Raw genomic sequence first — 15594 nt, forward strand, 5'->3', positions numbered from 1 at the left:
TAAACCAAAACGTGATTTGGTAGAAAGGAAAATTGAAATAAATGTTATATGATGAGGAATTTATTAGTGGGTTACCTCAGCCTGAAAAAAGCTGGAAATCACCACTAGTTGTTTATGTTGCTAAAGAGGTAAACGAGCAGTATAAAAATTTTAAGCTTTACCTTGAGGAATGGTTTGAAAAAATTGATGAAGAGAAGAAAGCATCTTATTATTCTCGATTAAGAAGTTTGAACGATAAAGAGTTTCTTGCCCAAATCCATGAGCTTTTTGTTTATGATTTTTGTGAAAGTCTTGGTAAAGTTGACTGTGATCCGGAATTGGAGGATGGTAAAACGCCAGAATTATTATGGGACATACAAGGAAAAAAAGCATTATTGGATGTTGTAACATTATTTGATCCTGAAGAAAGAGGAAAATCAAAGACAGCTATTGATGATTTGCTTAATTACTTGAAAGAAATTGAACACTATTACGATGTTTGTGTTTCGTATGAAAATATTGACCTACATAATCTTAAAAGAAAAAAGATTAAAAAGGCATTAATTGATTATTTAGATAGCCTTGACATTGAAAATATTGGACCAGAAGAAGAACTTGTAATGGATGATTTCGGATATGTTGGCGTTTTTGTACCTGTGCCTAGAAATAATCGTCAGAAAGAAAACCTTTCATTTGCAATATTAGGCCCTGCGGAAGGAATTGAACCTAATAAATCAATTGAAAAAAGAATTAAATCTAAACTTACTAAATATAAGTGGGCAGGACCAATGTTCGTTGCAATTTGTAAAAGTGCTGATTTTGGAGTTGATTGGGACGATGTAGCAGAAGTATTATATGGGCCGCCTATTGTAAAATACAATCCAACAACAAAAGAACACATTGAAGTTCTTGGACAGGGTGGATTGTTAATGCCAAGAGGAGAAAATGCCCCAAAAAACACTTCTTTAACGGGTGTTTTATATTGTGAATTAAAATGGGGGGATGGAGGTTTACCAAAATTACAGGTTAGATATTTAGCAAACCCATTTGCTAAATATCCAATAAAATTACCATTACCCACCTTCCCATTAATAAAAAAGAATCGAATAATATTCGAGTGGAGTAATTCAGAAAATAGTAAGGGCCTTGTATATTTTATTAGAAAATTTATAGTGTGGATTAAATCTTTATATAATTATTTTAAGTAATTGGTATGGGAGAGATTTTTGTGTCGTTTCAATTTAGTAAAAATACTATTATATATAATGGCGAAACAGTTTATGAATTTGAGTATTATAGCTCGGACCAAGCACCTAATGGAGAACATGGATATAATATTTACAATTTAACAGAGGAAATTACAGAACAGACAGAAACAACTGAAACCGAAGAAGGAACAAATGTTGAAGCTACAGAAAAAACAACCAAGATTATAATTAATGAAAAACTATACAATTCCTTAAGAAAAGCAGCATTTACCCAAATACCTGATAAAACACTTTTTTATTATCCTACAGAATATGATAAGGATAATAATTGGGATAATATAAAAGGTTATTATGTAGGGAAAAATACTCATGGTGATAATGTATTTGCTATAGACCTGCTATTAAATAACTCTATTCCGGGATTTAATATTAACCGTTTAGAACAGGAAATAGTTAAATTCAGTACAGAGAGGAATATTGAAGTGAGAATTAGCAGTGATCCTTTTATTCAAAATCAATTAACTGCTAAGTTAACATGGAAAATTAGTAATTTAGATTTTAATTCCTTTTTTGACGATGCTCATCGGTTAGCTATAAATTTCATAGAAAAGTTTAGGTGCTATTTAGTAGGTCTTGAAGGTTTCCTTGAGGTTATTGAATTTTGGGAAAATAACTATTCCAATCCTAAAGAAGAGGATTGGCAGGAATTGTTTGGTACAAAGTTCCCCTGGATCTTAAGTCAATGTTTTGGCATACCAAATGTAATTTATGGCGAACAATGTTACACTGGTGGACAAACCTTTGAAAGGTCAGGTGCAAAGTACCCAGACTTTATTTTGAATAGTATCCTTACAAATAATTTGGCTATAGTGGAAATTAAAACTCCAATGACAACTCTTATGACAAAGACCAACCATCATAATGTTTTTGCTACCTCGGCAGAGTTTTCCTCAGCTATTGCACAAATATTATCCTATAAGGATGAGGTATTAAAGAGTTATAGTGATTTACTCAGAAGGCAAATTGAAGCTGGAGCCGGTAGACCTGATTTGTTACATTTGTACAATCCCCGTTGTTTACTAGTCATTGGTAATACAAATTCCTTGGATGGAGCTAAAAATCGTTCATTTGAAATTTTCCGAAATGAGTTAAAGTCAATTGATATAGTTACTTATGATGAACTTTTTGAGCGAATAAGAAGCTATATGAGTATTGTAGCTAAAAAACTACTGCACATATAAAGGATCAAATAATATAAGGCATTTCCTAAAATGACCATTAATTTTTTTCGCCGATATACCTGTTACGGTGAACCGTATCATAAGTGAATGAGTTTTTTTGTTATAGTGCCTCTTTTTCATCTTCTAAAGCAGTGTGATTTCAGTTATGAAATCCACTGCTTTTATATTGTCTATGGAAATTGTTTCAAGGAAATGAAACTTTTAATAAAATTAGACAGTATAATGTAGTGTTGTTTCTCTTATAGGAAGGGCTGAAAACAATGGGCGTTTTTTCGAGGATTAAGGATATAATGGAAAACAAAATTGATGCCTTCTTGGATAAGACAGAAGATCCGGAAAAAGTGATTGAGCAGAACTTACGAGACCTCAATAGGGATTTAGGGAAGGTAAAGGCAGAAATGGCATCCATGTTGGCAGAAGAGCAGCGCTTGAAGCGGGAATTAAATGAATGCCAAGAGGGTATCGAGAAAATGGAACGATACTCCATTAAGGCTCTGGATGATGGCAATGAACGAGATGTAAGAAAGTTTCAGGAGAAAAAGTCAGCTATGGCGGCAAAATTATCTGAATTGCAAGTAGCCCATCAGTTGGCTTCATCGAAAACCCAGCAGATGAAACCAATACATGATAAACTTGCTGGTGATATCAGTGAATTGGAATCTATTAAAAGGAGCGACTTTTGACCGCTTCCTATACATTTTTTTGATATAAAAGGGGTGATTTGACCGTGATCCTTCATTATAAATGTCCCAGCTGTGGGAGTGAGATGAGGTTTGATTCTGAATCAGGCGATCTGTCCTGCCAAAGTTGTGGCAAACATGAAAATATTGAAAATTATCCGGAAGAGCTGGTGACTGCAAGATTTTCAGTCGATGAAGCTAATGAATACCATTGTGAGAACTGTGGAGCGGTTCTTCTTACGACAGCTGAGACAGCAGCAACAAGCTGCAGTTATTGCGGAGCGGCTGTCGTCATTGCCGACCGCTTATCAGGCCAGCTTGTACCTGCAAAAGTAATTCCTTTTACGATTAGCAAGGAAGAATCAATGGCAGCATTTCAAAAATGGTGTCGAAAAGGTTTACTTACTCCAAAAGGCTTTATGACAGCAGACAGGATAAAAAGTATTACAGGGATGTATGTGCCGTTTTGGTTGTTTGATTTAAATAGTAAAGTGCAGGTAAGCGCAGAATGTACAAAGGTTAGAACCTATACACAGGGAGAATATATTTATACTGAAACACAGTACTATGATGCCTTCCGTGATATCAATTTAGATTATCTCAAGATTCCAGTTGATGCATCTGTAAAAATGAATGATGAATTAATGGATAAATTGGAGCCCTATCCCTATGATCAATTAAAGGATTTTAAGACACCTTATTTGGCAGGGTATATTGCGGAAAAATACAATTTTACAGATGAAGAGCTACTTCCAAGGGCGAAGGATAAAATCAGCAGCTATATAGAGTCCTATATTGCATCTACCTTTTCAGGCTATCATTCAACCCATTATAAAACTAAGCACATTGATACGAGAAATGTAAAAAGCAATTATGTGTTATTGCCAGTCTGGATGATAAGCTATGATTATAATAAATCTGACTATACTTTTGCGATGAATGGACAGACGGGTAAAGTTGTCGGCAAACCGCCAATCAGCACAGGTAAAGTAACTGCGTGGTTTAGCGGCATTGCGGTGGGAACTTTCTTTGCTTTAAAATGTGTCTCTTTTATGATGGGAGGCGGATTTTGGTGAGGGTAAGTCATATGCAAAAACGAAGTCTTATCATATTGATGATGCTGCTGTTGGTTTTGCCATGGGGAATGTCAACAGCAAAGGCAGAAACCTTTGACCGGAATCATTATATATACGACTATGCTCATTTGTTAACGGATGGAGAGTCGGCGGAACTTCAACATTTAGCTAGTGAAATGGGGAAAGAGAGTGAGACCGCTTTTATCATCATCAGCTTAGATGACACGAAAGGGAAGGATGTTGTCCAGTATGTAGAGGATTTCTATGATGAGTATGGTCCAGGATACGACCAGCCGCATGGAAATACAGCGATCCTAGCCATCGACATGAATGAACGTGATGTATATTTGGCTGGTTTTAAAAAAGCTGAGCAGTATTTGGATGATAGCCGGCTTGATCTAATTCGTGGGGAAATTACTCCTGATTTATCAGACGGTCAATATTTTGATGCTTTCTCAACATTCTTAAATAGGGCCTATGAATATATGGGCAATGAGCCGGAAAACGGAAAGGATAGCTATACGGGCAATGGATCAATTGGAAGCCCGGAAGAGAATAATGGTTATGACTTCGGAGGCATTCCCTCTAAAAATATATTCTTTCAATGGTGGTTTCAATTAATTGTCTCGCTGATCATGGCGGGGGTTGTTGTAGTGATAATGGCCTACCGCGCTGGAGGCAAGGTTACGGTAAATGCACGAACCTATATGGATAGCAATCGATCAAAAGTAGTTAACCGGTCCGATAACTTTATTAGACAAATAGTAACAAGGCAGAGGAAACCGTCTAATAATACAAATAGCGGCGGTGGCGGCATAACAAGCGGCGGGCATTCACATAGTGGCAGCAGAGGTAAGTTTTAATAGAAAGGAGCAGATCGTAGATGTCTTTTTTTAAAAGCCAATTTGCAAATGTAGTAGAATGGCAGGAATTCAGAGATGATATGATTTTTTATAAGTGGGGCAACCGCGAAATTAAAAAGGGAAGTAAACTAATCATCCGTCCCGGCCAGGATGCGATTTTTTTTAACAATGGAAAAATTGAAGGGATTTTTCGCGATGAAGGTGAGTATGATATTGAGTCGCAAATCATTCCTTTCTTATCCACATTAAAGGGGTTCAAGTTTGGGTTTAACAGCGGCATGCGGGTAGAAGTGCTATTTGTGAATACCAAAGAGTTTGTGGTCAAATGGGGAACACAAAATGCGATTAATATTCCCACTTTAGGGCTTCCGGGCGGTCTGCCGATTCGGGCGAATGGAACGTTTAATTTTAAAGTGAATGATTATATGGCTTTGATTGATCAAATTGCTGGTGTCCGCGAGCAATATTTAGTGGAGGATGTTAAAATCCGAATCACAACGGTCCTCGACCAGCTCCTGATGAAGTGGATTACGAAGGAAGGAAAGGATATGTTCAACCTGCAGGCCAACTCCTTCGACATTTCTAAAGGCATTCAAGAGGATTTAGATATGGAGATGCTGAAAAGCGGAATCTCGATTACTGGGTTTAATGTCATGAGCTTTAGTTATCCAAAAGAGATTCAAGATATGATAACCAAAAATGCTTCACATGGAATGGTTAGTGACGTTAATCGCTATCAGCAAATCTCACTCACAGATGGCATGGCCGCCGGCAAGATGAGCGGCGGAGGAGCAGCCTCTGATATAGCGGGGATGATGATGGGGATGAATATCGCAGGTAAAATGATGAATCAGCAATCTCCCAATCAGCCTGTTTCTGAACCGTCTTCGGCAAGGGCGGACGGTCAAAAGAGACCCAATTTTTGCCCGAATTGCGGCATTAAAGCGGAAGGGACCAATTTCTGCTCAAACTGTGGGCAAAAGCTTGGATAAAATGAAGATAAGATATAACGAAAAAGCCCATGCAAAAACATGGGCCTTTCGTTATAGTTTACAATGAACCAGCCTTAATCTTAAGCTGATTCCTGCTGAAAACAAGGATCATTGAAGTATACAACCTCAGAAAGAACTTTATAGCCCTTCATTTTTTTGAGAGTCTCTCTTGCTTCTTGTTCTGTTTTAAATTCAAACATAGAAATATTTGAATCGCAATAACAAGTTATAATCCACATAAAAATTCCTCTCCTTATTTTTAAGTTATTTCTGTCCTGCAGACAGAAACTGCCGTCTATCAATATGCCACCTTAAACCTTGCTTTCATAAGGTCTAATCCAGGGTTTAAGGAAGTAATTATCAATTGCTACAGACCAATCATAAGGCAATAGTGGAAATAAATAAAATGCAAAAAATATATAATATATTATAAAAAACTTTTATATGTTGAATTTGGGTTGTAAATAGTGGATTATCGTGATTGGGTAATACTGAGGTCTTCTTGTGGAGCATATGATTCAAAACAGAGACCATTCCATATATTAAGGTTGTAGTCTGTTTTAATAACAATCAGGAGGATTTTTCCTCCTGATTGTTTATTTTTAGTCCTTTTTTTTGAATTCAGATAAATCGTTTTCTTCGCCAAATTCAGTTGCATAATTTAAGTTTCTGTTCCCCTCTTGATATCGGTCATGATCTTCACTTCGCATGGGTGCAAACAGAAGGCTTAAACAGATCAGTCCACTTAGCCCGACAAGGCTATAAATGACTCTTGACAAAAAGGATGCTTGCCCACCAAAAATAGCTGCTACCAAATCAAATTGAAAAAAACCAATTAATCCCCAGTTAATGGCGCCTACAATAACTAAAAATAAGGCTAATCTTTGCAAAACTCTCATGTATTCACCTCCTTTTTACTATCTTTTGTGTAAGATTTTGTTTTCATTCAATATATGTGTGAAGATATGAAGAGATAAAGATTTTGCATGACCTACTGGATTTAAAGGTGTACTCGGAATATTTCATAATCTCAAGAGAAAGGCTTGGTAAAAACCAAGCCTTTGTCAGTCTTATAGTTTTTCCCTTTTGTTACATAAAAAAAATGAGACCAGAGAACGAAAGCAAAAAACAACTCCATCAAGCCAGGAGTTGTTTTTGCTTTTAAACCGATTTTCTTTTTGCGTATTGGGAGGGAGTCAACGACGTAAACTTTTTAAATACCTTACTAAAGTAGTTTAAGTCATTAAATCCGACCATAAAGGCAATATCGGTGATGGAACTATTGCCTCGTTGTAAATATAATTTGGCTTCATCTACCCGTTTGCGATTAATAAATTCAGTCATGTTCATTCCCGTCTCGCTTTTAAATTTCCGTGACAGGTGAGAAGGATTGACATGGAGTTGGTCCGCAATATGCTGTAGCGTCAATGGACTGCCTAAATTCAGCAAAATATAATCCACTGCGTTTTTCACTATCGGGCTGTAATGGCCGGTAGCAAACGCGGCGACAAGATCGCAATATTCATTCGCCATAGCCACAAATAACTTTGTCAACTGGGAAAGCGTCGTCGTCCTTTCAATCAAAATCGCAAATCGTTCTGAAATGTTATCCAGGTACACGGGATGGACGCCGCTTCTTTCAGCTGCCACTCTACACATAGTATTGAAAACAAATCCGATATTCTTGGAGGACCGAATGGGACTTCCGGGTACTCTGTTAGAAAACGCCACTAAATCTGTCATCGGATTGATTGAGTGGGTAACTTCGGCTTTATTTCCTTTTGCAATTGCATTCATCAGCTTATTCTGTTGCTGGTATCTATGTTCAATTATTTGCCTGTTTTCCTCGATGTTTGTTTTTTGGATATCTGGTTTCAGGGCTGGTATAAGTGTATCTGAAGGAATCTGCTGCGAATGCGTAAAGTCATGAACACCAAGATGAACCAACAGTTCCCCGACATCTTTATATTCTGTATCATTTAAAATCGTCAAGGATTGATAGAATTGTTCCAATTGCTTGCGTTCGCCAATCGGGAGATTGTTTTTTGAAATAATATCTTTGATCCGATCGATAACCGTTATACTCGAAATCAAAGGACCGATTAGAATGCTTCCATAAAAAGATTGGCTTCTCCATATTCCGGCAGCAATATACTCAAGACCGTATGGACTGATATAGTGATAGTAGCGATTGGCTTCGTTCCTATGCAGGATGTCATGGATATGATCAATCTCCTTGTCTGGATGGACCAAAACGGATGGAATAGAATGGTTGATTAATTGGAATATCGACTTTCCATCTTGGTCATATAAACGAATATCTATTTTGGTAATCGAATGAAGTACGTGGCTAATTTTTATGAAATTTTGATAGTTCATAGTTCCCACAAAAAATCACCTTCCCAATTTAATGTACATTGGAAAATAAAAAAACGCAAAATAATTACTAGTATAGTAAAAATATTACGATTATCAATTGGGGTAATTTATTATAATCAAATTAAAGCCCTTACATAGTCGGGGTTATCTAAAATGAATTTTAATTATCTATTAGTAAATAATTTGGTATGAGGGAAATTTTCCTGTATATGAATGGAGGAGAAGGAACATGTTATATCCAATTTCTACGGATAGCCGCGTGGTCATGGATTTAAGCGGTGTTTGGAAATTTATGATTGATGATGAAGTAAAAGAAGTAGATGTAAACCAACCGCTGCCAACAGGTGAGCCCATGGCAGTTCCGGCTTCTTTTAACGATCAAGCAGTATCAGCTGAAATTCGCCAGCATAGCGGGTATGTATGGTATGAAAGAGAATTTACCGTTGCTAAAGCATTGCGTGACGAAAGATTAGTATTGCGATTTGGCTCTGCTACCCATGAAGCATGGGTGTATGTGAATGGCAAACTTGTTGCCCAACATAAAGGCGGTTTTACTCCATTTGAAGCTGAGATTAATGAATTCTTAGTTCCTGGGGCGAACCGTTTAACTGTTCGAGTAAGCAATCTGTTGGATTATACGGCATTGCCAGTAGGAAATTATAGTGAAAAGACAGATGAAAATGGAAAAATCATCCGTAAAGTCGATGAAAACTTTGACTTTTTTAACTATGCAGGGCTGCACCGTCCTGTCAAAATTTACTCAACTCCTGTGAATTATATTGAAGATATTACGATTGTCCCGAATGTTGATTTAGCTGCCAACAAAGCAGAAGTACAAGTTTCGGTTAAAACTGGCGGAAATTTCGATGAAGTGCGGGTTACTATTCTTGATGAACAAGGCATTACTATTGCCCAAGCTTCCGGAACCGATGTAAATGCGGTAATTGAGAACGTTCATTTATGGCAGCCGCTCAATGCCTATCTCTATAGAGCTAAAGTCGAAGGGCTCAACAATGGCGAAGTAGAAGATGTCTATGAAGAACAGTTTGGTGTCCGTAAGATAGAAGTAAAGGGCGGCAAGTTCTTAATCAATGGCGAACCATTCTACTTCAAAGGCTTTGGCAAGCATGAAGATACGCATGTCCGCGGCCGTGGACTTGACGAAGTCTATAACGTGCACGATATTAACTTGATGAAAGCCATGGGTGCCAACTCTTTCCGGACATCGCATTATCCATATTCGGAAGAAATGATGCGCCTTTGCGACCGTGAAGGAATTGTCGTGATTGACGAAACACCGGCAGTTGGATTAATGTTATCCTTCACTTTTGACGTATCGATTTTAGAAAAAGGCGATTTTGAAGACGATACTTGGGAAAAGTTGAGGACTGCTGAGGCTCATCAACAGGTTATCCGCGAGCTGATCGACCGCGATAAAAATCATGCCTGTGTCGTTATGTGGTCGATTGCCAATGAGGCAGCCACTTATTCAAAAGGTTCTTATGAGTATTTTGAACCGTTATTTAATCTGGCTCGCGAATTAGACCCACAAAAGCGTCCATGTACGTATGTCGGCATCATGATGGCAACGCCAAAGACTGACAAATGTACAGACTTGGTTGATGTGATTGCCTTAAACCGCTACTATGGCTGGTATGTACAACATGGCGACTTGAAGACGGCTGAAGAAAAGACTCGCGAAGAGCTGCTGGAATGGCAAGAAAAATACCCAGATAAGCCAATTATGTACACCGAATATGGTGCTGATACGGTAGCTGGATTCCATAGTGCACTTGGCGAGCCATTCAGTGAAGAATACCAAGAAGATTATTACCGCATGAACAGCAAGGTATTTGATGAAATCCCTAACTTTGTCGGGGAACAATTATGGAACTTCGCCGATTTCCAAACAAAGTTTGGTATTATGCGTGTCCAAGGTAACAAAAAAGGTATCTTTACCCGTGCAAGAGAACCAAAAATGGTTGTACGCTATTTAAGCGAACGCTGGAATGGAATTCCGAACCTAGGATATAAAAAATAAAGGTTAGACCTCTTTTTTTGGAATAAAAACCCTACCCAAATATGATTGGATAGGGTTTTTTATTTAATATCAATAGTGTTGTTGCCTGAACCGAATACGTTTTTCAATTGTGTAAAGCCCTTTTCACTTATTGCTTGATAATAGTAAAAAGTGTCGAAGTTTGGGATGAAAACAATTGTTTATGCGGATGGGAAAAGGTATTTTATTTCAAATCGTTAATAATGGGGAGTATAAAGGCATTGGTGTCAGCTAGAAAATAAAAAAGAGGTTGAAACCAAACATTTCAACCTCTTTTTTACATTATCTATTATTCTGCATCCATAAATGGATAGACAACTTCTGCAGTTGGTGCAAAGTTTTCTTTGATGACACGAGGACTTGTCCAACGAATCATGTTAAATACAGAACCTGCTTTATCGTTTGTACCAGATCCACGAGAACCGCCAAATGGCTGTTGATTAATCATCGCACCAGTTGGTTTGTCATTGATATAGAAGTTACCAGCTGCGCCAGATAAGCGATTTTCTAAATGAAGAATGGCCCCGCGATCTTGGGCAAAGATCGAACCTGTTAAGGCATACATAGAAGCTGTATCAACTGCCTCCAATGTTTCTTCTAATTTATCATTTTCATATACATAGATTGTTAAGACTGGTCCAAAGATTTCTTCCACCATGGTCTTGAAGTTTGGATTTGTAGTCACAATGATGGTCGGTTGAACGAAATATCCAACAGAATCATCATAAGTACCGCCAGCAATAATTTCTGCCTCTTCAGAAGCTGCAGCATAGTCGATATAGCTAGTAATAGAATCAAAAGCAGCTTTATCAATAACTGCACCCATGAAGTTTCTAAAGTCGCGGACATCCCCAACTTTAAGCTTTGCAGCTTCTTCCACTAAACCGGCTTTTACTTCTTCCCACATACTTGCTGGAATATATGCACGAGAAGCTGCTGAACATTTTTGTCCTTGGTATTCAAACGCACCACGAACAAGGTTAGCTACAACTTTGTCTGCTTGTGCAGTTTCATGAGCAAATACGAAGTCTTTACCGCCAGTTTCCCCAATTAAACGAGGATATGATTTATAGCTTGCAATATTTTCTCCTACTGTTTTCCAAATCGTTTGGAACGTACTTGTAGATCCAGTAAAATGGAACCCAGACATACGAGGGTCTGTTAATACAACTTCTGATACTTGTGAACCACGAGAAGGTACGAAATTGATGACCCCTTTTGGTAATCCTGCTTCTTCTAAAATACGCATAAAATAGTAGTTTGCTAGGATTGAAGTTGTTGCTGGTTTCCAAACGACTACGTTCCCCATCATAGCAGGAGCTGCTGGCAGGTTTCCGCCAATGGCTGTGAAGTTAAATGGAGAAATCGCCAATACAAATCCATCTAATGGACGGTAATCAGTACGATTCCAAACATTCTTCATGCTGCTTGGCTGAATCTGATAAACTTGATTTGCATAATCAACGCCAAAACGTAGGAAGTCTACTAATTCTTGTGCAGAATCAATTTCAGCTTGAATAACTGTTTTGGACTGTCCTAACATCGTCGCAGCATTCATTACATCACGGTATGGACCAGAGATTAAATCAGCTGCTTTTAAGAAAATAGCGGCGCGGTGTTCCCAAGCCATATTAGCCCATGCTTCTTTCGCAGCCATCGCAGCTTCAACAGCATCACGCAGCTCTTTTTCTCCGGCTTGCGAATAGTTTGCTAAAACATGTTGATGATCATGTGGCATAACCACTTGCTTCACTGTATCAGTCTTTATATTTTCGCCATTAATAATCACAGGAATATCGATTACGATACTAGATTGGCGTGTTAATTCTGCTTTTAATGTTTCCCGTTCTTTTGTACCTGGAGCATAAGTATTGCCAGGTTCATTTGTAGGTGTTGGGATTTTGAAAATTCCGTTACTCATTCTTTCACGTTCCTTCCCGTTTATATATTCTGTTCCCTTATGGACAAATCTACGTATTTCGACAATTATTATAACATACTTTTTATGTTCTGGGGCTGTCTATTGTCCCTTTATGAAAACGAATTCAAATCCTTACCTCGGGGGATTAAGTTAAATTCAGAGAGTCAATGAAATATTTAAGAGTCATTTTTTGTTGACAAAGTATTTTAATACTACTAAAATTAAAAATTATTCAACAATATTATCTAAAAAACTTAATAATTAGCAAGCTATGATTGCTATGGATCACACTATAGCAGGAGCAGCTTCTGGAGAGACCGCGGATTCCGCGGCGCCGAAGGGTTCACAATCTCAGGCAAAAGGACAGAAGAGTATTGAATATATATTTGTCATGCTGACAATTGTCAGCATAATAAGTATTATTTGTTATTCTTAGACCTAAGAGATTGGAGGACATCCAATCTCTTTTTTTATTGGGTTTTTTAAATTTTAAGGGGGAGTCAAGGTTGGCACAGCAAGAATTAAAGAGGAATTTAGCAAATCGGCACGTTCAACTTATCGCAATTGGCGGCACCATTGGTACCGGATTATTCCTGGGGTCGGGTAAAGCCATCCAACTGGCTGGCCCATCCATTATCTTTGCTTATTTAATCGTAGGTATTGCCTGTTTCTTTGTGATGAGGGCGCTAGGGGAACTCCTGTTGTCTAAGGCTGGCTATCAGTCTTTTACTGACATAGCCGAAGATTATCTTGGACCGCGAGTTGCGTTTGTAACGGGATGGACCTATTGGTTTTGCTGGATTATGACCGCTATGGCTGATGTGATTGCTGTTGGTGTATATGTACGATATTGGTTTGATATCCCGCAGTGGATGCCTGCAATTGTCTGTTTGGTCGTCTTATTGGGCCTCAATCTATTAACGGTAAAGCTTTTTGGGGAATTGGAGTTCTGGTTTGCCTTAATAAAGGTAATTACCATTCTCGCCTTAATCGGAATGGGGGTCATTTTGCTAGTAATGGGATTCAAGACAGATGCAGGGGCGGTCTCTATTAAAAATCTTTGGGAACATGGAGGCCTTTTTCCAAATGGAATGACAGGCTTCTTGCTTTCATTCCAAATGGTCGTTTTTGCATTCGTTGGTGTGGAATTAGTGGGTGTATCGGCAGCGGAAACAGCCAATCCGGAAAAAAACATCCCATCGGCCATTAATAAAATTCCTTTACGGATTTTATTTTTCTACGTTGGCGCATTGATCGTTCTTCTATGTATTAATCCATGGACGGAACTGAATGCCGCTGAAAGTCCGTTTGTCAAAACGTTTAGTTTAGTCGGGATTCCGATTGCCGCAGGAATTATTAATTTTGTCGTTTTAACTTCAGCCGCTTCTGCTTGTAACAGTGGGATGTTTTCAACAAGCCGGATTTTATATAATTTAAGCAATAATAGCCAGGGACCAGCCAATTTTGCAAGACTGAATAAAAATCATGTGCCAAGTAACGCGCTATTGATTTCAACTCTTGTCCTGACAGGTGGAGCGCTCTTAAGCAAACTTATTCCGGAGCAGGCTTTTGGAATTGTGACAACCATTAGTGCCATTTGTTTTATTTGGGTTTGGGGCGTCATTCTGATTTGTCATGTAAGGTATAAGAAAACTCGTCCGGACTTACAGGCAAAATCAAAATTTAAAGCGCCATTTACACCATTTGTTAATTATGCGGTCCTAACCTTGTTTGCGGCGATTCTCATCATCATGCTGTTCGCCGACGCTACCCGTCCGGCCCTATTGTTGACACCACTATGGTTTATTCTATTATTTGCTTTGTATTCCTATAGAGGGAAAAAAGAGAAAAAACTAAAATTATCAGCATAGAATCCAATTGGGTAAAAGAAATAGAGCCGGTATTGATGAACTGACCTATTAAAATGAGACAACGAAAAAGCACCAATTTATGCTGCCTGTTCCCTAAACTCAATAGGGGACAGGTAGTTTAATTTTGCCTGAAGTCGTGTTTGATTATAATGATTGATGAACTTCTCAACTCTTTCGATTACAATAGAATTTGTAAGAAACTCTCTTCCTTGAGAGTAGAATTCTTCCGACTTTATGGTGGAGTGGAAGGATTCAATAACGGCATTATCCAAGCAATTGCCTTTCCTGGACATGCTTGTGGTAATGCCTTTTTCTTTTGCTATTCTTTGAAATGAATGGGACGTATACTGAGCTCCCTGATCGCTATGTAATATTAAGCCACTCGTATCACGGCCTTCTACAGCGTCTTTTAATGTGTTTACCACTAAAGACACATCTTGGCTGGTACTAATTAGGTATGCGATTATTTCATTATTAAATAAATCCATGATTGTACTTAAATACAACATAGATTGGCCGAATGGCAGATAAGTAATATCTGTAACCCATTTTTCATTTGGTTTAGAAGAAGTAAAATTTCTATTTAAATGGTTAGGGACTACTATCTTAATTTCTCCAGCTATATTATTCTTACGTTTAGGCTTCACCTGGCATTGGAGATTATATTTTTGCATAATACGTTGGACAGTATTTCGGTTAACTTTCCTTTTATAATCACGTAATAACCAGGCTTTAACTGTCCGATGACCAATTAAAAATTTATGACGTTTACAAATTTCAGTGATTTGTATTTCGAGTTCAGTTTTACCTTTTGGACCTTGATTCCTCCATCTATAGTAAGTTGATTTCGGGATACCTAGGCACCTACAAAGAAAGGTTACAGAATATTTTTCCTTTAATTTTTCAACTAAGGTAACTACAGCTTCTGGAACCAACTCCTCTCGATTTCTTGGTACTTTTTTAAAATTTCTAATTGTGCCTTTAAATACTCATTTTCTCTCTTTAATTTTTCCATATCAGATAATTCTTCGGGACCCTTCCCATAACTGTACTGTTTACCAATCCCCTGTGCCAAACGATATTTTTGTCCTTCACGATACCACTGCATCCACCTTTTGACCTGAGTAACATTTGTTATTCCAAATTTGTCCATAATCTCACGGTTTGAATACTCACCACTTAATTTCATCTCAATAACAGCCATTTTAACTTCTTCTGAGTAAGCATTTTTCTTCCCCATAAGAAAACACCTCCTGAGTTACGTATTATTTAAATACGATCCAGGGGGTGCTTTTTCCTTTGTCTTATTTAACTAGGTCTCTTCA

General features: G+C 37.9%; 12 protein-coding genes and 1 riboswitch. Of the genes, 8 read left to right on the plus strand and 4 right to left on the minus strand.

What is annotated here, in order from left to right; all coding sequences use genetic code 11:
• Positions 1-41 precede the first annotated feature (41 nt).
• The 6 genes from KHA99_RS08340 to KHA99_RS08365 all read left to right on the plus strand — a co-directional run bounded on the left by KHA99_RS08340 (position 42) and on the right by KHA99_RS08365 (position 6039).
• On the plus strand, positions 42-1187 hold the full coding sequence (locus KHA99_RS08340; RefSeq protein ID WP_213117005.1) for a hypothetical protein: 1146 nt from the start codon (positions 42-44) through the stop codon (positions 1185-1187).
• A gap of 20 nt (positions 1188-1207) precedes the next feature.
• Complete coding sequence (locus tag KHA99_RS08345; RefSeq protein WP_213117006.1) at positions 1208-2428, plus strand: Shedu immune nuclease family protein; 1221 nt, start codon at positions 1208-1210, stop codon at positions 2426-2428.
• 260 nt (positions 2429-2688) lie between these two features.
• Complete coding sequence (locus KHA99_RS08350; protein ID WP_213117007.1) at positions 2689-3111, plus strand: PspA/IM30 family protein; 423 nt, start codon at positions 2689-2691, stop codon at positions 3109-3111.
• 44 nt (positions 3112-3155) lie between these two features.
• Entirely contained in the window at positions 3156-4184 is a 1029-nt protein-coding gene (locus KHA99_RS08355; protein ID WP_213117008.1) for a TFIIB-type zinc ribbon-containing protein, read from the plus strand.
• Positions 4181-5047: a TPM domain-containing protein gene (locus KHA99_RS08360; RefSeq protein ID WP_307852023.1), complete on the plus strand. Its 867-nt coding sequence runs from the start codon at positions 4181-4183 to the stop codon at positions 5045-5047. Before KHA99_RS08355 ends, KHA99_RS08360 begins: the two co-directional genes overlap by 4 nt.
• Before the next feature lie 20 nt (positions 5048-5067).
• On the plus strand, positions 5068-6039 hold the full coding sequence (locus KHA99_RS08365) for an SPFH domain-containing protein (RefSeq protein ID WP_213117009.1): 972 nt from the start codon (positions 5068-5070) through the stop codon (positions 6037-6039).
• Positions 6040-6641: 602 nt separating this feature from the next.
• Here KHA99_RS08365 and KHA99_RS08370 read toward each other — a convergent pair.
• Entirely contained in the window at positions 6642-6938 is a 297-nt protein-coding gene (locus tag KHA99_RS08370; protein WP_213117010.1) for a DUF378 domain-containing protein, read from the minus strand.
• 262 nt (positions 6939-7200) lie between these two features.
• Complete coding sequence (locus KHA99_RS08375; protein WP_213117950.1) at positions 7201-8418, minus strand: helix-turn-helix transcriptional regulator; 1218 nt, start codon at positions 8416-8418, stop codon at positions 7201-7203.
• A gap of 229 nt (positions 8419-8647) precedes the next feature.
• Between KHA99_RS08375 and uidA the strand changes: the two genes are divergently transcribed.
• Positions 8648-10459: a beta-glucuronidase gene (gene uidA, locus KHA99_RS08380; protein WP_213117011.1), complete on the plus strand. Its 1812-nt coding sequence runs from the start codon at positions 8648-8650 to the stop codon at positions 10457-10459.
• Positions 10460-10766: 307 nt separating this feature from the next.
• Here the strand turns inward: uidA and pruA are convergent, their stop codons facing one another.
• Positions 10767-12398 (minus strand): L-glutamate gamma-semialdehyde dehydrogenase, encoded by a 1632-nt coding sequence (gene pruA, locus KHA99_RS08385; RefSeq protein ID WP_213117012.1) that lies wholly within the window; start codon positions 12396-12398, stop codon positions 10767-10769.
• 298 nt (positions 12399-12696) lie between these two features.
• A riboswitch (glycine riboswitch) is annotated at positions 12697-12775 on the plus strand.
• A gap of 129 nt (positions 12776-12904) precedes the next feature.
• On the opposite strand from pruA, the gene KHA99_RS08390 reads away from it, so the two are divergent.
• Positions 12905-14269 carry an amino acid permease gene (locus KHA99_RS08390; protein WP_213117013.1) on the plus strand — a complete coding sequence of 455 codons (1365 nt, stop codon included), beginning with the start codon at positions 12905-12907 and terminating at the stop codon, positions 14267-14269.
• Positions 14270-14346: 77 nt separating this feature from the next.
• Here KHA99_RS08390 and KHA99_RS08395 read toward each other — a convergent pair.
• Positions 14347-15509 (minus strand): IS3 family transposase gene (locus KHA99_RS08395; protein WP_213117014.1). Its coding sequence is split into 2 segments (ribosomal slippage): positions 14347-15230 and positions 15230-15509, totalling 1164 coding nucleotides; the frame shifts between segments, so codons are not numbered across the junction.
• Between the last annotated feature and the right edge of the window lie 85 nt (positions 15510-15594).

Origin of the sequence: Neobacillus rhizophilus, assembly GCF_018343535.1 — a bacterium.
Classification (GTDB): Bacteria; Bacillota; Bacilli; order Bacillales; family Cytobacillaceae; genus Neobacillus; species Neobacillus rhizophilus.

Coding starts and splice junctions, on each gene's coding strand:
- KHA99_RS08340 (WP_213117005.1), top strand. CDS start 42: ATGTTATATGATGAGGAATTTATTAGTGGGTTACCTCAGCCTGAAAAA.
- KHA99_RS08370 (WP_213117010.1), bottom strand. CDS start 6,938: ATGAGAGTTTTGCAAAGATTAGCCTTATTTTTAGTTATTGTAGGCGCC.
- KHA99_RS08375 (WP_213117950.1), bottom strand. CDS start 8,418: ATGAACTATCAAAATTTCATAAAAATTAGCCACGTACTTCATTCGATT.
- KHA99_RS08350 (WP_213117007.1), top strand. CDS start 2,689: ATGGGCGTTTTTTCGAGGATTAAGGATATAATGGAAAACAAAATTGAT.
- uidA (WP_213117011.1), top strand. CDS start 8,648: ATGTTATATCCAATTTCTACGGATAGCCGCGTGGTCATGGATTTAAGC.
- pruA (WP_213117012.1), bottom strand. CDS start 12,398: ATGAGTAACGGAATTTTCAAAATCCCAACACCTACAAATGAACCTGGC.
- KHA99_RS08365 (WP_213117009.1), top strand. CDS start 5,068: ATGTCTTTTTTTAAAAGCCAATTTGCAAATGTAGTAGAATGGCAGGAA.